The 19,468-nt window shown below is 72.1% G+C and carries 20 protein-coding genes, 2 tRNA genes, 1 pseudogene and 1 riboswitch; of the genes and pseudogenes, 12 read left to right on the top strand and 11 right to left on the bottom strand.

What is annotated here, in order from left to right; all coding sequences use genetic code 11:
* A pseudogene (locus RISW2_RS25060) lies at positions 1-495 on the top strand (hypothetical protein); the annotation flags it as partial.
* A gap of 66 nt (positions 496-561) precedes the next feature.
* Here RISW2_RS25060 and RISW2_RS13335 read toward each other — a convergent pair.
* A complete protein-coding gene (locus RISW2_RS13335; RefSeq protein WP_043772011.1) occupies positions 562-1,479 on the bottom strand; it encodes a DMT family transporter in 918 nt (305 codons plus the stop codon).
* Positions 1,480-1,623: 144 nt separating this feature from the next.
* On the opposite strand from RISW2_RS13335, the gene RISW2_RS24575 reads away from it, so the two are divergent.
* A complete protein-coding gene (locus tag RISW2_RS24575) occupies positions 1,624-1,785 on the top strand; it encodes a hypothetical protein (RefSeq protein WP_156943852.1) in 162 nt (53 codons plus the stop codon).
* 80 nt (positions 1,786-1,865) lie between these two features.
* On the opposite strand, the gene ettA is transcribed toward RISW2_RS24575, so the two are convergent.
* Positions 1,866-3,521, bottom strand: coding sequence for an energy-dependent translational throttle protein EttA (ettA, locus tag RISW2_RS13330; protein WP_043772009.1), 1,656 nt, complete (start codon positions 3,519-3,521; stop codon positions 1,866-1,868).
* A 90-nt stretch (positions 3,522-3,611) separates the two neighbouring features.
* A complete protein-coding gene (locus RISW2_RS13325; RefSeq protein WP_244437562.1) occupies positions 3,612-4,127 on the bottom strand; it encodes a GNAT family N-acetyltransferase in 516 nt (171 codons plus the stop codon).
* On the opposite strand from RISW2_RS13325, the gene RISW2_RS13320 reads away from it, so the two are divergent.
* Entirely contained in the window at positions 4,126-4,593 is a 468-nt protein-coding gene (locus RISW2_RS13320; RefSeq protein ID WP_043772008.1) for an MOSC domain-containing protein, read from the top strand. The genes RISW2_RS13325 and RISW2_RS13320 overlap by 2 nt on opposite strands.
* 19 nt (positions 4,594-4,612) lie before the next feature.
* Here the strand turns inward: RISW2_RS13320 and RISW2_RS13315 are convergent, their stop codons facing one another.
* Positions 4,613-5,593: an MBL fold metallo-hydrolase gene (locus RISW2_RS13315; protein WP_043772006.1), complete on the bottom strand. Its 981-nt coding sequence runs from the start codon at positions 5,591-5,593 to the stop codon at positions 4,613-4,615.
* A 176-nt stretch (positions 5,594-5,769) separates the two neighbouring features.
* On the opposite strand from RISW2_RS13315, the gene RISW2_RS13310 reads away from it, so the two are divergent.
* Positions 5,770-6,375 (top strand): nicotinate-nucleotide adenylyltransferase, encoded by a 606-nt coding sequence (locus RISW2_RS13310; RefSeq protein WP_043772004.1) that lies wholly within the window; start codon positions 5,770-5,772, stop codon positions 6,373-6,375.
* 71 nt (positions 6,376-6,446) lie between these two features.
* Here the strand turns inward: RISW2_RS13310 and RISW2_RS23565 are convergent, their stop codons facing one another.
* Complete coding sequence (locus tag RISW2_RS23565) at positions 6,447-6,935, bottom strand: copper chaperone PCu(A)C (RefSeq protein ID WP_051492026.1); 489 nt, start codon at positions 6,933-6,935, stop codon at positions 6,447-6,449.
* Positions 6,936-6,972: 37 nt separating this feature from the next.
* Positions 6,973-7,165: riboswitch (cobalamin riboswitch) on the bottom strand.
* Positions 7,166-7,198: 33 nt separating this feature from the next.
* Positions 7,199-8,029 carry a DMT family transporter gene (locus RISW2_RS13300; protein WP_051492032.1) on the bottom strand — a complete coding sequence of 277 codons (831 nt, stop codon included), beginning with the start codon at positions 8,027-8,029 and terminating at the stop codon, positions 7,199-7,201.
* 121 nt (positions 8,030-8,150) lie between these two features.
* Here RISW2_RS13300 and dacB point away from each other — a divergent pair, with 121 nt between their 5' ends.
* Positions 8,151-9,659, top strand: a complete 1,509-nt coding sequence (gene dacB, locus RISW2_RS13295) for a D-alanyl-D-alanine carboxypeptidase/D-alanyl-D-alanine endopeptidase (protein ID WP_043772001.1) — start codon at positions 8,151-8,153, stop codon at positions 9,657-9,659.
* A gap of 18 nt (positions 9,660-9,677) precedes the next feature.
* On the opposite strand, the gene RISW2_RS25820 is transcribed toward dacB, so the two are convergent.
* Positions 9,678-9,803, bottom strand: coding sequence for a hypothetical protein (locus RISW2_RS25820; protein ID WP_280113168.1), 126 nt, complete (start codon positions 9,801-9,803; stop codon positions 9,678-9,680).
* A 200-nt stretch (positions 9,804-10,003) separates the two neighbouring features.
* Here RISW2_RS25820 and RISW2_RS13290 point away from each other — a divergent pair, with 200 nt between their 5' ends.
* Complete coding sequence (locus RISW2_RS13290) at positions 10,004-10,333, top strand: antibiotic biosynthesis monooxygenase family protein (protein WP_043771999.1); 330 nt, start codon at positions 10,004-10,006, stop codon at positions 10,331-10,333.
* Positions 10,334-10,379: 46 nt separating this feature from the next.
* Positions 10,380-10,931, top strand: a complete 552-nt coding sequence (locus RISW2_RS13285) for a hemerythrin domain-containing protein (RefSeq protein WP_043771997.1) — start codon at positions 10,380-10,382, stop codon at positions 10,929-10,931.
* Between the two features lie 10 nt (positions 10,932-10,941).
* On the opposite strand, the gene RISW2_RS13280 is transcribed toward RISW2_RS13285, so the two are convergent.
* Both RISW2_RS13280 and RISW2_RS13275 read right to left on the bottom strand, forming a co-directional pair.
* Complete coding sequence (locus RISW2_RS13280) at positions 10,942-12,279, bottom strand: sensor histidine kinase (protein ID WP_051492025.1); 1,338 nt, start codon at positions 12,277-12,279, stop codon at positions 10,942-10,944.
* Positions 12,279-12,953 (bottom strand): winged helix-turn-helix domain-containing protein, encoded by a 675-nt coding sequence (locus RISW2_RS13275; RefSeq protein ID WP_043771993.1) that lies wholly within the window; start codon positions 12,951-12,953, stop codon positions 12,279-12,281. The genes RISW2_RS13280 and RISW2_RS13275 overlap by 1 nt, the downstream gene beginning before the upstream one ends.
* 286 nt (positions 12,954-13,239) lie before the next feature.
* Between RISW2_RS13275 and RISW2_RS13270 the strand changes: the two genes are divergently transcribed.
* Together RISW2_RS13270 and RISW2_RS13265 are read left to right on the top strand one after the other, a co-directional pair.
* The gene (locus RISW2_RS13270) at positions 13,240-14,421 is read left to right on the top strand and encodes a S1C family serine protease (RefSeq protein WP_244437561.1); all 1,182 of its coding nucleotides are present in this window, start codon (positions 13,240-13,242) and stop codon (positions 14,419-14,421) included.
* A 178-nt stretch (positions 14,422-14,599) separates the two neighbouring features.
* On the top strand, positions 14,600-15,535 hold the full coding sequence (locus RISW2_RS13265; RefSeq protein WP_043771991.1) for a phosphotransferase: 936 nt from the start codon (positions 14,600-14,602) through the stop codon (positions 15,533-15,535).
* Positions 15,536-15,569: 34 nt separating this feature from the next.
* Here RISW2_RS13265 and RISW2_RS13260 read toward each other — a convergent pair.
* Together RISW2_RS13260 and RISW2_RS13255 are read right to left on the bottom strand one after the other, a co-directional pair.
* A tRNA-Gly gene (locus RISW2_RS13260) sits at positions 15,570-15,644 on the bottom strand.
* 37 nt (positions 15,645-15,681) lie between these two features.
* Positions 15,682-15,756, bottom strand: a tRNA-Gly gene (locus RISW2_RS13255).
* A gap of 240 nt (positions 15,757-15,996) precedes the next feature.
* On the opposite strand from RISW2_RS13255, the gene RISW2_RS13250 reads away from it, so the two are divergent.
* From RISW2_RS13250 to RISW2_RS13240, 3 genes are all read left to right on the top strand, one after another.
* Positions 15,997-17,445 carry a TrkH family potassium uptake protein gene (locus RISW2_RS13250; RefSeq protein ID WP_043771989.1) on the top strand — a complete coding sequence of 483 codons (1,449 nt, stop codon included), beginning with the start codon at positions 15,997-15,999 and terminating at the stop codon, positions 17,443-17,445.
* Positions 17,446-17,550: 105 nt separating this feature from the next.
* Entirely contained in the window at positions 17,551-18,678 is a 1,128-nt protein-coding gene (locus tag RISW2_RS13245) for an MlaE family ABC transporter permease (protein WP_051492024.1), read from the top strand.
* 3 nt (positions 18,679-18,681) lie between these two features.
* Positions 18,682-19,467: an ABC transporter ATP-binding protein gene (locus RISW2_RS13240; RefSeq protein ID WP_043771987.1), complete on the top strand. Its 786-nt coding sequence runs from the start codon at positions 18,682-18,684 to the stop codon at positions 19,465-19,467.
* Position 19,468 lies beyond the last annotated feature (1 nt).

Raw genomic sequence — 19,468 nt, 5'->3', positions numbered from 1 at the left:
CGCCGGCCGCAGGCCGCGCCCGCGGCGACCGAGCGTCCCGCCGCGCCCCGCCCGGGCCCGACGCCGCGCCCCGCGCCGCTGAAGCTCGTGGCCGAGCAGCGCGTCGACGCGGACGAGACCGCGCCCGTGCAGGAGGCCGCGCAGGCGGTCCGTCCGCGCCGGGTGCGCCCCGAGCCGGTGGCCGAGATGCCGGCGGCGCAGCGGGCGGGCGGGCAGGGCTTTGCCGAATTCGCCCGGGCGCAGGGGGCGACGGCGCTTCCCGACCTGCTCGAGGCGGCGGCGGCCTACATGTCCTTCGTCGAGGAGATGCCGCAATTCTCGCGCCCGCAGCTCATGACCAAGCTGCGCGAGGCCGAGGCCCGCGAATCGAGCCGCGAGGACCGGCTGCGGTCGTTCGGCCAGCTGCTGCGCGAGGGCAAGATCGCGAAGCTCGAGGGCGGGCGGTTCACCGCCGCCGACCGCATCGGTTTCCGTCCGAAACGCGCCGCGAGCTGACCCCCGCGGGATCGGGACCAGGGGACGGCCGCGGCGCGATCCGCGGCCGTCCTTGCGTTTCGGGGGTCAGGCGGCGGGCGGGGCCACGCGGGTCGCCGCGCGCGAGAGTGCCCGTTCGCGCAGCACGATGTAGAGGCCCGACGCGACGGTGACGGCGATGCCCGCGGCCGCGAGCGGGTCGGGCAGGTCGCCGAAGATCGCGAAGCCGATGAGCGTGGCCACGGGGATCTCGAGATACTGCATGGGCGCGAGCGTGGCACCCGGTGCGAAGCGCAGCGACCACGTCATCAGGAGGTGCCCCGCCGTGCCGAGTGCCCCGAGCGTCAGGATCAGCGCCCAGTCGCCGCCCGCGGGGGCCACCCAGGCGAAGACCGGGCCGGGCAGGAACAGCAGCGCCGGGGCGAGAAGCACGACCGCCATCACGCCCGAGACCGCCTGCAGCGCCACCGGGTCGGTGTCGCGGGCGATCTTGCGGGTGACGAGCATGAAGAGCGCGAAGGTCACCGCGACGCCGAGCGGCAGGAGGGCGGGCGGGCCGACCTCCTCGAAGGCGGGCTGCACGACCATGAGCGTGCCCGCGAAGCCCACGGCGCAGGCGCCGAGACGCCGGGCGCCCACCTCCTCGTCGAGCACGAAGCGGCCGAGCAGGAGGAGCAGGAACGGCATGACGAAGGCGATGGCGATGGCGTCGGCGAGCGGCAGGTGCACGAGGGCCGCGAACATCATGGCGATTCCGCCGATATGCAGGAGCGTCCGCAGGAGCGTCAGCCCCGCGAGCCGCCGCGTCATCCGCCAGTCGCGCCCGGTGGCCGCCACGACCGGCGCGAGCAGCACCGCCTGCAGAGCGAAGCGCAGGAAGACGAGTTGCAGGACGGGCAGCACGCCACCCAGGAGTTTCGCCACCGCGTCGCCGAGGGGCGCGGTGACACAGAAGCCCAGCATGAGCAGGATGCCGAGCAGCGGACGGTCTTGGTGCGGCTGCATGGCGGGAGTTGATGCATGCCGCGCCGGCCATGTCCAGTGCGCGGACCCCTGCCGATCCCGCGGGCGGCCTCGGAACGGAGCGCGCGGCGCACGTGTTGGGGTGCAAATGGCGAGACGGACTCGCCCCCGCAAAGGAGAGACGAGATGTCGATCAAGGGTATCGTGACGAAGGTCGCAAAAGGCTATGCACGCAGCAAGAGCGGCCACGGCGCCGCGCGCCGCCCGGTGAACCGTCCGGTCCGCCGCACGGGTGGCAAGGGTCAGCTGGTGCGTGGCCTGCTGAATTTCGCCCGCAAGAAGGTCTGAGGACCCTCTGCCGGCCAGAACGACAGGGGCCGCGCCCGTCGCCCGGGCGCGGCCCCTTCTTCATGCGTGCCGCAGGTGCGTCAGCGGGAGAACTTCTTGAACTTCACCCGCTTCGGTTCCACCGCGTCGGGGCCGAGGCGACGCTTCTTGTCTTCCTCGTAGTCCTCGAAGTTGCCCTCGAACCATTCCACGTGCGCCTCGCCCTCGAAGGCGAGGATGTGGGTGCAGATGCGGTCGAGGAAGAAGCGGTCGTGGCTGATGACCACGGCGCAGCCGGCGAAGTCGGTGAGCGCGTCCTCGAGCGCGCGGAGCGTCTCGACGTCGAGGTCGTTGGTCGGCTCGTCGAGCAGCAGCACGTTGCCGCCCGATTTCAGGAGCCGCGCCATGTGCACGCGGTTGCGCTCGCCGCCCGAGAGCTGGCTCACCACCTTCTGCTGGTCGCCGCCCTTGAAGTTGAAGGCGCCGCAATAGGCGCGGCTGTTGATCTCTGCATCGCCGAGCTTGATGAGCTCGGCGCCGCCCGAGATCGCTTCCCATACCGTGTCGGTGGGGATGAGGTCGTCGCGGGTCTGGTCGACATAGGACAGCTGCACCGTGTCGCCGTATTCGATGCTGCCGTCGTCGGGCTGTTCCTGCCCGGTCAGCATCTTGAAGAGCGTCGACTTGCCCGCACCGTTCGGACCGATCACGCCGACGATGCCGCCTGGCGGCAGCGAGAACGACAGGTCCTCGATCAGGAGCTTGTCGCCCATGGCCTTCTTCAGGTTCTCGACCTCGATCACCTTGCCGCCGAGGCGGGGGCCGTTCGGGATGACGATCTGGGCCTTGCCGACGCGTTCCTTCTCGCTCTGCGAGGCCATCTTCTCGTAGGCTTGGATCCGCGCCTTGGACTTGGCCTGCCGGGCCTTCTGGCCCTGCCGCATCCATTCGAGCTCGCGCGAGAGGGTGCGCTGCTTGGCCTTGTCCTCGCGCGCTTCCTGTTCGAGGCGCTTGGCCTTCTGCTCGAGCCAGCTCGAGTAGTTGCCCTCGTAGGGAATGCCGCGGCCGCGGTCGAGCTCGAGGATCCAGCCGGTGATGTCGTCGAGGAAGTAGCGGTCGTGGGTCACGATCAGGATCGTGCCCTTGTAGGCGATGAGGTGGTTCTGCAGCCAGGCGATGGTCTCGGCGTCGAGGTGGTTCGTCGGCTCGTCGAGGAGCAGCATGTCCGGCGCCTCGAGCAGGAGCTTGCAGAGCGCGACGCGACGCGCCTCGCCGCCCGAGAGCGAGGCGACGTCGGCATCGTCGGGCGGGCAGCGCAGCGCCTCCATGGCGACGTCGATCTGGCTGTCGAGGTCCCAGAGGTTCTCGCTGTCGATCTCGTCCTGGAGCTGCGCCATCTCGTCGGCGGTCTCGTCCGAGTAGTTCATGGCGAGCTCGTTGAAGCGGTCGAGCTTGGCCTTCTTGGAGGCGACGCCCAGCATGACGTTGCCGCGCACGTCGAGGTTCGGGTCGAGCTGGGGTTCCTGCGGCAGGTAGCCCACGCGCGCGCCCTCGGCCGCCCAGGCCTCGCCGGAGAAGTCCTTGTCGATGCCGGCCATGATCTTCATCAGGGTCGACTTGCCGGCGCCGTTGACGCCGACGACGCCGATCTTGACGCCGGGCAGGAAGGACAGCCGGATGTTCTCGAAACACTTCTTGCCGCCGGGATAGGTCTTGGAGACCCCGTCCATGTGGTACACGTACTGGTAGGACGCCATGTGGATCCGCTCCGTCGTTCTGATGTCGGGTTGGCGGGCTGTGTACGGTATTGTCGCGCGGGCCGAAAGAGGGCGCGACATCCCGTGCGCTCAGAGGCGCTTCTCGAACCAGTGGTGGGCGTAGGGTTCGTCGTTGTAGGCGGGGATCTCGCTCCAGCCGGTGGCGCGGTAGAGCGCGATGGCGCCGGTCAGCACGCGGTTGGTGTCGAGCCGCAGGACGGTGATGCCCATGTCCCGCGCGCGGTCCTCGGCGGCAGCCATGAGCGCGCGGGCGAGGCCCGCCCCTCGGGCGCCGGGCGCGACCCAGAGCCGCTTGATCTCGGCCTCGGGGCCGCCGGTTCCCTTGAGGCCGACGCAGCCCGCCGCGGCGCCTTCGGTGCCGCGGGCGATCAGGAACGCGCCGCGCGGCGGACGCATGTCGCGCGCTTCGAGGTCGCGGCTGCGGCCGACGTCGAAGCCCGTGTCGAAGAGGCGTGCGAGTTCGGCGTAGTAGGCCGCGAGGCAGGCGCGCGCGTCGGCGTCCTCGGGATCGGCGTCGGTGAGGGTATGGCGGCACATGGCGCGCATCTGGCGCAGGCGTGCGGCCTCGGTCAAGATGGCGGCCATGAGCGCATTGCACGACATGATGACGCGGGTGGCGCAGCCCGGGCGGATCGACTGGATCGGGCTGCGGCAGGTGCGGCTGGCGGAGGTGGCGGCGGTCGCGGCGGCGCGGATCGGGACCGACGGCCTCGAGGGCGATCACGGGCGCGCCGGCAAGCGGGCGGTGACGCTGATGCAGGCGGAGCATCTCGCGCCGATCGGCGCCTATCTGGGGCAGGGTCCGGTCGCGGCGGAAGTGCTGCGGCGGAACCTTCTGGTGTCCGGGGTGAACCTGTCGGCCCTGCGCGGCCGGGTGCTGCGGGCGGGCGGCGCGGTGCTGCGCGTGACCGGGCCCTGCGCGCCCTGCTCGCGGATGGAGGCGGCCCTCGGGCCCGGAGGCTACGCCGCCATGCGCGGGCATGGCGGCTGGTGCGCCGAGGTCGTGGCGCCCGGTGCGGTCAGGGTGGGCGACGCGGTCGTGCCGGAGTGACGCGCGCCGCCCGCGCGGATCAGAGCGTGTACTGCCAGCCCGCGGGAACCATGCGGTAGCCCTCGCCGTCGGCGACGACATGGGCCATGCCGGGAAAGCCGATATGCGACCCCGCCACCATGAGGCGGTCGGCGGTCACGCGGTCGAGGATCTGCCTGCGTGTCGCGACCGCCTGCTCGGGGTCCACGTCGAAGCCGATGGCCACGTCCGGACGGGCGAACTGCACCGGGGTCACATGCACGATGTCGGCCCAGATCAGCAGGCTCGCGTCGCCCGAGGACAGCATGATGCCCGAATGGCCCGGCGTGTGGCCGGGCAGCGGCATGGCGGTCAGGCCCCGGCCAAGCTCGGCCTCGCCCGAGAACGGCGCGACGCGGTCGCCATAGGCCGAGAGCACGTTGCGGGCGAGCTGCGCGAAGGTCTGCATCATCTCGGGCGCGCCGGTGAAGTTGGCCTCGTCGGTCCAGAACGCGCGCTCGGTCTCGCTGACCGCGAGCTCGGCATTGCGGAAGAAGGCGCCGCCGTCCCCGGTCAGCGCGCCCGCCACGTGGTCGGGATGCAGGTGGGTGGCGATCAGCCGCGTGACGCTGTCGGGCGCGATCCCGGCCGCGGCGAGGTTCGCGGCCATCTGCCCGAGCGACGGGCCCATGGCGTTCGCCGTGCCGGCGTCGATCATGATCGTCTCGTCGCCCGACTGGATCGCGAAGGTATTGACTGCGGCCGGAAATGCGGCCGGGTCCTGGAACGCGTCGGTCATCAGCGAGTCGAAGGCGTCCTTCTCGATCCCGATGAGGGCGTCGTGGCCGATCACGAGGCTGCCGTCGCAGATCGCGGTGACGGTGATGTCGCCCACGGTGAAGCGCTGGACGGCGGGCACCTGCGCGCCGGGGGGGGCCCAGGGCGCCTCCTGCGCGCGGGCGGGGGCGGTGCCGGCGACGAGGCCGGTGGCCGCGGCGAGCCCGGTCGCGGGGGCCGTCGACAGGAACTGGCGTCTGTGCATGTGTCTCTCCTCTCGGTCTGGAACCGGGCGCTCGGACGGCACCGCGGGGTCGCGGCGGAGCGTAGGTCGCCGGGGGAGTGCCATCGTTCACCATCGCGTGATCGGGCGGGCGGCGTTGCGTCCGGCGCCAAAGCGGTGTTTCTGGGGCGGCACGACGCGAGGGGACAGGGGCGCCGATGGGCGGAACCGGACTGACATTGCCGCAGGGACTGCGGGTTGGGCTGCTGGGTGGCTCGTTCGACCCGCCGCACAGGGGGCACGCGCACATCACCCGCGAGGCGCTGAAACGCTTCGGGCTCGACCGCGTGGTGTGGCTCGTGAGCCCCGGGAACCCGCTGAAGCCGCGCGGACCCGCGCCGCTCGCCGACCGCATGGCGGCGGCGCGCGGGGTCATGGCGCATCCCCGCGTGGTCGTGAGCGACGCGGAGGCGCGGCTCGGCACCCGCTATACCGCCGAGACGCTGGCGCGGCTCATCGCGCTGCATCCGGGCGTGCGCTTCGTCTGGCTGATGGGGGCGGACAACCTGCGCCAGCTGCACTGCTGGGACAATTGGCAGGCGATCATGGCGCAGGTGCCGGTGGGCGTGCTGGCGCGGCCCGGGCAACGCATCAGCGCGCAGACCTCGGTCGCGGCGCGGGTCCATGCGACCGCGCGGCTCGACCAGGCGGCGGCGCATCTCCTGCCGCTCATGCAGCCGCCGGCGTGGTGTTTCCTGAACGTGCCGATGCTCGACGTGAGCTCCACCGCGATCCGCGCGGCGGGGGAGTGGCGCGCGGACTAGGCCGCGGCACGAGACACGGAAACGCCCGCCGGAACCCGGCGGGCGCCCGTGTCTCGTAGTGCGGCTGGCGATCAGCCGAGATCGTCGTGCTGGTGCTCCTGCTCGTCGGCGCGCTCCACCTCGACCTCGATCTCGATCTCGCCCAGGTCGGCGAAGTCGAGATGGGCGTGGAAGTGGTCGCCCGGCGCGAGCGGCTGCTGCACGTCGTTGAACACGATGTGGATGCCGCCGGGCTGCATGGTCAGCGTCTGGCCCGCCGCGATCTCGACCGCGGCGATGTCGCGCACGGCCAGCACGCCCTGGTCGTCCACCGTCGGCGCCTGGAACACGCCCGGCGCGGCGAAGTCGATCTCGGCCGCGGTCAGCGTGACGGCGGTGTCGGAGGCGTTCTCGATGGTGACGAAGACCTCGATCGCGTGCGCGGTGGCACTGCCCGCGACGGTGTAGGCGTGGCTCACCGTGATGCCGGCATTGGCGAAGGTGTCGCCGTCGTGGTGCGCCGACACGGGCATCACCGTGCCCGCGGCGAGCGCCGCGGCGAGGAAGGTGCGTCTGAACATGGGTCGATCCTTTCCGGGGCCCTCCGCCCCGATCTGCGGTTTCACTGTCCGTCCGACGGTCAGATGTCCTGGCTCGCGCGTCACCGCCGGCCCCGGCCTTCCCAGCCCCGGGAGGGGGCCAGTGGCGTTTCGGGAACGGCTCTTCGCCTACAGTTGCGGGGGCAGCGCCGGCATCGGACCGGCTTCCCTGATGTCCTTCGGATGAAGGTGTCGAACACGGCGACGTTACCGGGGCGGACGGCGCGGCGCAAGGAGATGCGCGTTCAGCGCCGCGCGACCCCGAAGGCCGCCCGGCCGGCGCGGGCCGAGGCGATCCCGGCACCGAGGATGAGCGCGAGGCCCGCCCAGGTCAGCGCGTCGGGCAGGTCGCCGAAGACGACCCAGCCGAGCACCGTCGCCGCCACGAGCTGGAAGTAGACGAGCGGCGCGATCGCCGATGCGGTGCCGATGCGGTAGGCCATGAGCAGGAGGAGGTTCCCTGCCATGGAGAAGAGCCCCGAGGCGAGGAGCAGCCCCGCCATCCCGGCATCGACGGGCGGCACGCGCGGGAGCGCCGCCGGCGCGAGCAGCGCCGCGCCGCACAGGAGCTGCGTGAAGAGCAGCGCGAGCGGGCTGCCGAGCCCGGTCACCGCCCGCGACGCCGTGAGGAAGCTGCCGTAGAAGAGCCCCGCGAGCACGGCGAACCAGAGCCCGGGCGCCGCGTCGAAGCCCGGCCGCACCACGAGCAGCACGCCCGCGAACCCCACCGCCATGAGCGCCGTGCGCAGCCGCGTCACGGGCTCGCGCAGGACCAGCGCCGACAGCGCGTAGCTGACGATCGGTCCGATGAAGAAGGCGGCGAAGACGGAGGCGATGGGCGCGGTGGCGAGCGCCGCCTGGATCGACACGATGCCCGACGCCATGAGCACCGCGCGGCCCCAGATGCGCCAGTCGCGCAGGAGCCGGAGCGTGCCTGCGGGAACGAAGGGCAGCACGGCGAGCGCGCCGACGCAGAACCGTGCCCAGGCCACGAAGACCGGCGGCAGGCCGTGATCGGTCAGGAGGATCTTGCCGGCGGTGTCGCCCGCGGGGATGCAGGACATGGCCACGAACATGAGCGCGACGGCCGTCCAGGCCGATCCGCCGGGCCGCTCTGCGGGGTTCACGCGAACGTGCCCCGGTTTTGCAGCGCGCCGGTTCTTGTCTCGGTCATTCGGCTCGGGTTAACTCCGCCCCATGGTTGCGCTTCTCTCCCGCAGGCGGTTCGTCGCCGCTCTCGGTGCCACGACGGTCGGGGCCGCGGTGCCCGCATGGGCGGCACCGCCCGAGACGTCGCTGCGTCCCATTGCACGCGGCGAGGACCTGTTCAAGCGCACGCTGCCGACGCTCGAGGAGATCGTGCGCGACGCCGGCCTCGACGGCACGTGGAGCGTGGCGGTGGGCGACGTGGAGACCGGGCGCCTCGTCGAGGGTGTGAACGCGGGCGACGCGCACCCGCCGGCCTCGGTGGCCAAGGCGCTGACCGCGGCCTACGCGCTCGAGCACCTGGGCGAGGGGCACCGCTTTGCCACGCGGCTTCTCGCGACGGGTCCGGTGGGCGAGGACGGCACGCTCGAGGGCGACCTCGTGCTCGCGGGCGGGGGCGATCCGACCCTCGACACCGACGGGCTCGCCGCGCTGGCCGAGGACGCGGCCGCGGCGGGGGTCAGGAATGTGACGGGTCGGCTTCTCGTCTGGGGCGGGGCGTTGCCGCAGGTCGCCGCGATCGATCCCGGCCAGCCGGACCACGTGGGCTACAGCCCGTCGGTGTCGGGGCTGAACCTGAACTTCAACCGCGTGCATTTCGAGTGGACCCGCACGGGCGAGAGCTATGCCGTGACCATGGACGGCCGGTCGGCGCGGCTGCGCCCGCCGGTCAACATGGCGCGCATGGTGGTCGTGGCGCGGGGCACGCCCGTCTACACCTACCGCAGCGCCGAGGGGCGCGACGACTGGACGGTGGCCCGCGGGGCGCTGGGCTCGGGCGGCGCGCGCTGGCTGCCGGTGCGCCATCCCGAGCTCTACGCGGGCGAGGTGTTCCAGGCGGTGGCGGGCAGCGCCGGGTTGCGGCTGAAGGCGCCCGAGGTGGTCGACGCGCTGCCCGAGGGCGCGACCGAGATCGCCCGGCGCGAGAGCCTGCCGTTGACCGACGTGCTGCGCGACATGCTGAAATACTCGACCAACCTGACCGCCGAGGCGGTGGGCTGCGCGGCGAGCGTGGCGCGGGGCCTGGCGCCCGCGACGCTGGCGGCCTCGGCGGACGGGATGAACCGCTGGGCGGCCGAGGCGCTGGACCTGCCGGGCGTGGCGCTGGTCGACCATTCGGGGCTCGGCGACGCGAGCCAGATCGCCGCGGCCGACATGGTGGGGGCGCTCGTGGCCTTGCGGGAGCGGATGGAGCTGAAGCCGCTGCTGAAGCCGATCCCGATCCGCGACGACTCGCGCCGCGTGCTGCCGAACCATCCGCTCGACGTGCACGCCAAGACCGGCACGCTGAACTTCGTGAGCGGGCTCGCGGGCTACCTCGACTGCCCGGACGGGACGGAGCTGGCCTTCGCGATCTTCTCGGCGGACATTCCGCGGCGCGACGCGATCCCGCGCGAGGACCGCGAGGGACCGCCGGGCGCGCGCGGCTACAACACGCGCGCCAAGAAGTTCCAGATGGCGCTCATCAAGCGCTGGGGCGGGCTCTACGGGTCGAGCTGACCGCCGCCCGGCCGGGGTTCAGCGGGCGGAGAGGTCGGTGGCGGCCGGCAGCCCGGGGATCCTGTCGTCGGCCGAGGCGCCGACGATCGGCAGGAGGCAGAGCAGCAGGGCGCAGAGGAGCGTGAACGTGCGCTTGGTCATCATGAAACGGGTCCCTCGAATTCTTGCTTTCAAACGTGGCGTGCGGAAAAAAACGACCGCATGCGAGGACCGTAGCACGCGCCGGCCATGATGCCGAGGTGCGGGATACCCGACCTGCGGGGCGAATCCGCCCGCAACGCCGCTGGCCCGCCCGGCCCGCCCGTGTCAGGATGGGATGGAACCCGGCGAACAGGGAGAGGCGCATGCCCCGGATCACCCACCCCAGCGACGTGCAGACCGTTCTCACCACCTTCGAGACGAGCCCCGGCACCTGCCAGGACCTGCTCGACGCGCTGCAGGAGGCCTATGACGGCTTCATCTCGCGGCAGCCGGGCTTCGTGGCGGCGGGCCTGCACGTGAACGACGCGCAGACGCGGATCGCCAACTACTCGCAATGGCGGCGGCGCGAGGATTTCCTCGCCATGCTGCGCTCGGACGAGATGCGCGCCCACAACCGCCGCTTCGCCGCCCTGTGCCGCGGCTTCGAGCCCGTGATGTACGACGTGGCGGCAGTGTTCGGGGTGCCGGACTGACAGAGGCGACGCCCGCCCTATCTGGCGCGGGCAAGGAGACACCGACATGACCGACGACGACCTGGCGCTCGGGGCCCGCGAGGGGCTGCCCGACGCCCTGCGCCAGCTGCTCGAGGCGTATCCGCGCGACAGCTGGGAGGGACATTCCAACTTCAACGGGCTGGTGCAGTTCTGGCTCGAGCGGCACGTTATGTTCCGCAAGCTGACCGCGCTGTTGCGCGAGGACGCGGAAGGCGCGATGGACGGGCGGCTCGACCCGGAGGTGCAGAAGGCGCGGCTGGCGCAGTACGGCAACCTCCTGGTGAACGAGCTGCACGGCCATCACCGGATCGAGGACCATCACTACTTCCCGGCGCTGAGCGGCATGGAGCCGCAGCTGGTGCGGGGCTTCACCCTGCTCGACCGCGACCACCACGCGATGGACGGGCTTCTGGAGCGGTTCACGCTGTCGGCGAACGGCGTCCTGCAGGGCGGCGAGGCGGGCCCGTTCCGCGAGGAGCTTCTGTCCTTCGACGCGCTGCTCGACCGGCATCTCGTCGACGAGGAGGAGCTGATCGTGCCGGTGATCCTGCGGCACGGGGCGGACGCGCTGCACTGAGGCCCGCGCCTCAGGCGGGCGGGAAGCGCAGGGTGACCACGAGGCCGGGGCCCGCGTCGCCCAGCACGAGCTGCGCCCCGTGGGCCTGCGCGATCGCCGCCACCAGCGAGAGGCCGAGCCCGTTGCCAGGCGTCGTGCGCGAGCGTTCGAGCCGGTAGAGCCGGCGCAGGACGCGGTCGCGCTCGTCCTCGGGGATGCCGGGGCCGGTGTCGCGCACGACCAGGCAGGGGCCGTCCGCGGCCACGGCCACCGTGACGCGCGCCCGGGCGCCCGCATGCCGGAGCGCGTTCTCGATGAGGTTCGCGAGCGCCTGTCCCACGAGGTCGCGGGCGCCCGACACCATGACCGGCGCGGCGGGCAGGTCGGTTTCGAGGACGATGCCCGCATCGTCGGCGGCGGGCTCGTAGAGCTCGACGATCTCCCGCGCGACGGCGACGAGGTCGACCGGCGCGAACCGCGCTGCGGGCGCCCCGCCCTCGATCTGCGCGATCTCGAGCAGCGCGCGGAAGACCTGCGTGGCGCGGTCGGCCTCGATGCCCGCGGCCTCGGCGATCCGCGCGGGCTCGGTATCCTCCGCGAGATGCCCGCGCAGGTCGGCCAGCAGGACCGAGATGCGCTGCAGCGGCGTGCGCAGGTCGTGCGCGATGTCGGCCGAGACCTGGCGCAGCGCCTCGGTCGCGGCCTCGCGCTGCTCGGCCATGCGGTTCACCCGCTGGCCGATGCGCGACAGGTCGTCGCCCGCATGGTCCCGCCCGTCGTAGCGCGCCGACAGCTCGCCCGCCTCGAGCCGGCCGAGCGTCGCCTCGATGCGCGCGACGCGCCGCGCCGAGCGGCGCGCGATGAGGGTGCCGAGCCCCAGCGACAGGAGCGCGGTCGGCACGACCGAGAACGCGAGGAGCGCGAGGAAGGTGCGCCGCAGGTCCGCGAGCGGTGCGAGGCTCTCGGCGAGGATCAGCACGCCCGAGGACAGCCGGCGCACCTCGTGCAGGTAGCCCTCGTCCGACAGGGGGCGGCCGTCGGGCAGGGCGGTCAGGCGAGGGCGGCCGTCGTTCAGGACCGCGGCCGCGTTGCCCGCGCGCCGGCCGTCGTCGCCGAGGAACACGTAGATACTGTCGGCAGGGTCGGCGGCGCGGGCGCGGGCGCGCACGAGCGTGGCGAGCGCGGCGGGAGTGGCGGTCACGTCGAAACCCGCCATGCCCGCATCGAGGCTTTCGCGGATCTGCGCCTGCGCCGCGGCGCGCAGCTGGAGGTAGGCGCCGCCCAGCGTCACGAGGTTCACCGCCGTGAAGAGCGCCGCGAGCATCAGCGCGAGCCGTACGGGCGTGGAGCGGAACAGCCGGCGCGCCATCAGCCGTCGATCCGGTAGCCCGCGCCCCGCACGGTGACGATCAGGTCGCGGTCGAAGGGGCGGTCGACCTTGGCGCGCAGGCGCGAGACATGCGTTTCGACCACGTTGGTCTGCGGATCGAAGTGGATGTTCCAGACCGCCTCGAGCAGCATGGTGCGGGTCTGCACGCGGCCCTTGCGGCGCAGGAGGTGCTCGAGCAGCGCGAATTCGCGCGGCAGCAGGTCGATCTCCTGCCCGGCGCGGGTCACGCGGCGGCGCACGAGATCCATCTCGAGGTCGCCTGCCCGCAGCACGGTTTCGGCTTCTTCCGACAGCGGCAGGCGGCGGGCGAGGGCCGCGATGCGCGCCGAGAGCTCGCCGAAGGCGAAGGGTTTCGTCAGGTAGTCGTCGCCGCCCGCGCGCAGGCCCTCGATGCGCTCGTCGATGCCGCCCATGGCGGTCAGGAACAGGACCGGCGTCGCCACCCGCGCGGCGCGCAGCGCCTTGACCAGCGAGAGCCCGTCGAGGTCGGGCAGCATGCGGTCGACCACCAGCACGTCGTAGGAGGTGCGCGTCGCCTCGGCGAGCGCGTCGCGCCCCGAGGCCAGCCGGTCGACGGCGTGGCCTTCCTCGGTCAGGCCGCGCACGATGAAGTCGGCGGTGGTGCGGTCATCCTCGACGACGAGCAGTCTCATGGGCGAAGGCGTGGCTCCTTGCGGCTCGGGCGCTGGTCCGCCCCTGCGATCCACCAAGGGAAGGACACGCGGAATTGCAAGGGGCGGGGGGCGCCGGGCCCGCCGCCCGCGGCCCACATTGCGGATTTGTAATCGCGGCGGCGGGTGTCCTGCAATGCGGCGGGTCCATCTTGGCCTCGTGCGGCGGGACGACCCGTTGCGCGGCTTTCAGGGCCCCCGGCCGGGACCCGCCGCCCGACGGGCGGCGACCGGACGCGGGGCCGGGACGAAGATGGAGAGTTCGGGAATGAAGATGCAGGCAAAGACGGCGCGGCGCACGGCCGCGGGCGTGGCGATGATGGCGGCGCTGGCCACCGGCGGCATGGTCGTGGCGCAGGACGACGACGCGGCGGCGACGGCCCGGGACACCACTGTGCCGGCGGCGGCGGCGACGCGGTCCGGCGGCGACTATGTCGACCTCGTGGCGCAGCTGTCGCCGGCGGTGGTGACCATCGAGGTGACGAAGTCGCAGCCGGTCTCGGCCGAGGGCGGACCGCAGGGCGCCTTCCCGTGGGAGGAGTTCATGGAGCGTTTCGGCATGCCGATGCCGCACGGGCAGATGCCCGGGCCGGGCGGCCCCGGCGGTCCGCGCGGCCCGATGCAGGGCGCCGGCACCGGCTTCGTGATCTCGGCCGACGGGCAGATCGTGACCAACGCCCACGTCGTCAGCGGCGCGGACACGGTGACGGTCAAGCTCGAGGACGGCCGCAGCTTCGACGGCGAGGTCAAGGGCATCGACGAGGCGACGGATCTCGCGGTGGTCGAGGTCGACGCGGAGGACCTGCCGCACGTGACCTTCGGCGATTCGACCGAGCTGCGCGTGGGCCAGAACGTGATCGCCATCGGCAACCCGTTCGGGCTCGGCAACACGGTCACGACCGGCATCGTCTCGGCGCTGGGGCGCGACATCAACGCGGGGCCCTTCGACGACTTCATCCAGACCGACGCGGCGATCAACCGCGGCAATTCCGGCGGTCCGCTGTTCAACGAGGCGGGCGAGGTCGTGGGCATCAACACCGCGATCATCTCGCCCACCGGCGGCTCGGTCGGCATCGGCTTCTCGGTCCCGTCCGAGATCGCGTCGGACATCGTGGCCGACCTGGCCGATGACGGCGAGGTGACGCGCGGCTGGCTCGGCGTGCAGATCAAGCCGGTCTCGGACGAGGTGGCGCAGGCGCTGGGCTTCGAGACCCCGCGCGGCGTGATGATCGAGCGCGTGACCAGGGACACGCCGGCGCGCGCCGCGGGTCTCGAGCCGGGTGACATCGTGACGTCGGTCAACGGCCAGGAGATGGAGGGCCCGCGCGACCTGACCCGTGCCATCGCCATCGAGCGGCCGGGCGCGGAGGTGGACATCACCTTCCTGCGCGGCGGCAAGGAGCAGTCGGTGACCGTGACGCTCGGGGACCGCGCCGACATGCCGGCCTGACCGGGCCGGAGGAACTCGCCCGTCCCGCGATGGCGGGGCGGGTGCCGGGGGCGCCGCCGTGGTCCGGGGGGCGCCCCCTTTTTCGTGTACGGTCGGCAGGCGATGGCTTGATGCCGCGGCGCGGGGCTGCTTCCCTGCGGACCTGCGCGTTGCGGCCCGGAGGTCCCGCCCTGTGTCCATGCCCGATGTCCTCACGCGCGCCGCCGCGGAGCGGGCCGCGCTGTTCCGGCCGGGCGTGCCGGTCGTCCTCGAGCCGCTGGCGCATCCGCCGGACTTTCCTGACACGCGCGCGGTCTTTGCCCTGCGCTACGCGGACGGCGCAGCCTACGCGCTGAAGCTCGACCTCGCCCCGGGCGGGACGGGCGCGGGGCGCCTCGCGGCCGAGGCGGCGGCGCTCGACCGGCTGGCGCAGGAGTTCGCGGACCACGCGGCACTGGGCGTGGCGGTGCCCGAGATGCTGTCGCCAGACGGCACGGCGCTGGTGACCCGGCTCGTGCCGGGAGAGCCCGCGCGCGAGATCCTGCGGCGCGGCGCGCCCGCGGCGGTGCGCGCCGACATCTTCCGCCGGGCGGGACGGTGGCTCTCGGTGCTGCACGGCTCGGCGCCGGCCGAGAAGGTGCCGTTCTGGCCGCGCTGGATGCTGCGCGAGATCGACGCGCTGTGCACGGGCACGGACCTGCCGCCCTCCTGCGCGGGCGCGGTCGGCGCGCTGGCCCGCACCGCGCGGGAACTGGTCCGGCGGCCCGCGGCCAAGGTCGTGGCGCACGGCGATTTCCACGGCGGGAACCTGATGATCTGCCCCGGGCGGACGGTGGCGCTCGACCTGACGGAGGCGACGCGCAAGCTCGCCGTCTACGACATGGCGGATTTCCTGAAACTCGACGCGCTCTGCCCGGCCGACCGCGCCGAGATCGCGCCCGAGGGCATCGCGGCGGCGCATCTCGCCGCCTTCCTCGAGGGATATGGCGGCGAGGTCGACCGGGACGTCCTGCGGTTCTGCCTGCGCGCGCGGCTGGTGATCGAGCGGCTGCGCGGCGCGCGCGCCCGTGCGACACCCTACCAGCGCGCCAAGGCGGACGCGCTCGACCTGCGGCTGTCGGTGGCGTTCGGATGAGGAAGGTGACCGGACATCCGGCCCGAGGCCGGATTGGAGCGGGCGATGAGATTCGAACTCACGACCCTTACCTTGGCAAGGTAATGCTCTACCCCTGAGCTACGCCCGCGCTCCGTTCCGGGCCTGGGCCCGGCGATCTGTCCCAATGGAGCGGGCGATGAGATTCGAACTCACGACCCTTACCTTGGCAAGGTAATGCTCTACCCCTGAGCTACGCCCGCGTTCCTTGGGTGACGGCGATGTAAAGTCTCGGGCGGGGGGCTGCAAGAGGAAATTTTCCCGGATTTCGCGCGCCGCCGCGGCAGGCGTGACACGGGGGCGCCGCGCCGCCGTCCCGCATCGCGCGCCGGGCGGCGGTCGCGCCTCGTGCGGCGGCGTCGCATCGGGCGGCGGACCCGGGAGGCCGGGTGCCCGCAGGGCGCGCTTGACAGCCCGCACGGGCCGCGCCAACGCTCGCGCGCATGTTCGACCTGCGTCCCGTCGCCTATGTCATCGGCATCCTCGTCACGTGCCTCGGCCTGACCATGCTCCTGCCGATGCTCGTGGACATCGCGGAGGGGCGCGGCGAGTGGGCCGTGTTCCTCGAGGCGTCGATGATCACGGTGCTGGCGGGCACGCTGATGTCGATCGCCTCGGCGAACGCGGTGCGCGAGCGACTGTCGCTGCAGCAGACCTTCCTGCTGACCACCCTGGTCTGGGTGGTGCTGCCCTTCTTCGGCGCGATCCCCTTCGTCTTCGGGGCGACCGAGGCGCGGTTCGTGGATGCCTATTTCGAGGCGATGTCGGGCATGACCACGACCGGCTCCACGGTGTTCACCGGCCTCGAGGCGTTGCCCAAGGGCATCCTTCTCTGGCGGGGGCTGCTGCAATGGCTGGGGGGCATCGGCATCATCGTGGTCGCCATGGTCTTCCTGCCCGAGCTCCGGGTCGGCGGCATGCAGATCTTCCGCACCGAGGCCTTCGACACGATGGGGAAGATCCTGCCGCGCGCCACGCAGATCTCGGCGCAGATCTCGACCATCTACGTGTCGCTGACGCTTGCCTGCGCGCTGTGCTACATCGGCACCGGCATGAACGCGTTCGACGCCTCGGTGCACGCGCTCACCACCGTGTCGACGGGGGGATTCGCCAATACCGACGCCTCGTTCGGCGCCTACCAGGGGCCGGCGGAATACGTGGCCTCGGTCTTCATGATCCTCGCGGCGCTGCCCTTCGTGCGCTACGTGCAGCTCATCAACGGCAATTCGCTGGCGATCCTGCGCGACAGCCAGGTGCGCACCTTCCTCCTCATCATCGCGGCGCTGGTCGCGGTGACGGTGACGGTGCTGCTGCGGCTCTTTCCGCACCACCCCGAGCAGGCGGTGCGCGAGTCGCTCTTCAACATCGTCTCGATCATCTCGGGCACGGGCTATGCCAGCGTCGACTACATGGGATGGGGGCCGTTCCTCATCGCGCTCTTCTTCTTCATCGGGCTGATCGGCGGCTGCGCGGGGTCGACCGCGTGTTCGGTCAAGGTGTTCCGCTACCAGCTGCTGTTCGCCTCGGTACGCACGCAGCTGCGCAAGATCCGCGCGCCGCACGGCATCTTCACCCCGCGCTACGATGGCCGGCCGGTGGGCGACGACGTGCTCGCCTCGGTCATGTCGTTCTTCATGTTCTTCCTCGTGGTGCTGGGCATCGTGTCGGTGGCGCTGGGCATGACCGGGCTCGACTTCATCACCGCGCTGTCGGGTGCGGCGACGGCGCTCGGCAATATCGGTCCGGGTCTCGGGGACGAGATCGGGCCGGCGGGCAATTTCCAGAACATCAACGACGCGGCGAAGTGGATCCTGATCTTCGCCATGCTGCTCGGCCGGCTCGAGCTGATGGCGGTGCTGGTCATCTTCACCGTGCGGTTCTGGCGCGGCTGACAGGCCACCGCCCGCCCGGGGCTGTGGCAAAAGCAATGCGGCGCGCAGCCCCCGCGGCGGGGGCCGCTTGCCTTTCCGGCCCGGCTTGCGCTTGGTGGGGCGGTGATGACCGACGCCGCCGCAGAAATCGACACCGTAGCGACCGAGCCCGCGCTGATCCTGAGGATCCGCGGCCGCCTGACGCTCGCCGAGATGGCGGGGGCCGGCGCGCGGCTGCGCGCGGTCGCGGCCGACCGGCCGGTGACGCTCGACCTGTCGCGGCTGTTGCGGCTCGACACGGCGGGCGCCTGGGCCATCGTCACGCTGCGCGCGCGGCTCGCGGCCGAGGGGCACGCGCTGCGGATCGAGCACGCGGCGCCCGAGGTAGAGAGCCTGCTTGTCGCGGTCGAGGCCGCGCTGCCCCGCGCCGAGAGCGAGCCCCGCCCGCGGCGGAGCCTGCCAGACCGGCTCGACGCCCTCGGCCGGCGGGTGGCGGGCGCGGGCCATACGGGGGCCGAGATGCTGGGCATCTTCGGGTTGTTCCTCGCGCGGCTCGGGCGGAGCCTGGTGCATCCGCGCGAGTTCCGCCTGACCGCGCTCGTGCATCATTGCGAGGAGGTGGGGTTCCGTGCCGTGCCGATCGTCGCGCTGATGGCCTTCCTCATCGGCGTGGTGCTGGCGTTCCAGGGGGCGGTGCAGCTGCGCCAGTTCGGTGCCGAGGTGTTCGTGGTCGACCTCATCGCCATCTCCATCCTGCGCGAGCTCGGCATCCTGCTGACCTCGATCATCGTGGCGGGACGGACCGCGTCGGCCTTCACCGCCGCCATCGGGTCCATGAAGATGCGCGAGGAGATCGACGCGATGCGCACGCTCGGGCTCGACCCTGCGGCGATGCTGTTCGTGCCGCGGATCCTGGCGCTGCTGCTGATGCTGCCGATCCTCGGCCTCATCGCCAACGTGGCGGGGCTGTTCGGCGGCGGGCTGATGGCGTGGCTCACGCTCGACATCTCGCCGGGGATGTTCCTGACGCGCCTCGTCGACGGCACCGACGTCGAGAACGTTATGGTGGGCCTGGTCAAGGCGCCGGCCTTCGCCGTCATCATCGGCGTGGTGGGCTGCCACGCGGGCATGAAGGTCGGCTCGAACGCCGAATCGCTCGGGCGGCAGACCTCGTCCGCGGTGGTGGCGGCGATCTTCGCCGTCATCGTGGCGGACGCGGTGTTCTCGGTCTTCTTCGCGCAGGTGGGGATCTGAGCCATGCGCAATGCCGATGCCGAGATCGTCATCCGGGTGCGCGGCCTCGTCACGCGCTTCGGCCCGCAGGTGGTCCATGACGGGCTCGACCTCGACGTGCGCCGGGGCGAGATCCTCGGCATCGTCGGCGGATCGGGCACGGGCAAGTCGGTGCTCCTGCGCGAGATCGTCGGCCTGATGCGTCCCGCGGCGGGGCAGATCGAGATGCTGGGCACCGACGTGCAGCAGGCGACCGAGGCCGAGCGCGCCATGCTCGAAAGCCGCATCGGCGTGATGTTCCAGGACGGCGCGTTGTTCTCGTCGCTGACGGTGCGCGAGAACGTCGAGGTGCCGATGCGGGCGGTCCCGGGGCTCGATCCCGCGACGCGCGCCGCGCTCGCCGATCTCAAGATCTCGCTCGCGGGGTTGCCTTACCTCGCGGGCGACAAGTATCCGTCGGAACTGTCCGGGGGCATGCGCAAGCGCGCGGGCCTCGCCCGGGCGCTGGCACGCGATCCCGAGATCGTCTTTCTCGACGAGCCGACGGCGGGGCTCGACCCGATCGGCGCGTCGGCCTTCGACCGGCTGATCCACCGGCTGAGCCGCGCCATGGGGTTGACGGTGTTCCTCGTGACGCACGATCTGGACACGCTGCACGCGGTCTGCGACCGGGTCGCGGTGCTGGCCGAACGGCGCGTGCTGGTGACCGGAACCATGCAGGAGATGCTCGACGTGGACCATCCGTGGGTGCACGACTACTTTCACGGTCCCCGCGCGCGGGCCGCGCTGGCCACGGCCGGGAAGGAGTGAG

The sequence above is a fragment of the Roseivivax isoporae LMG 25204 genome (genome assembly GCF_000521865.1).
Classification (GTDB): Bacteria; Pseudomonadota; Alphaproteobacteria; order Rhodobacterales; family Rhodobacteraceae; genus Roseivivax; species Roseivivax isoporae.
This window is presented reverse-complemented; position numbering and strand designations above follow the sequence as displayed.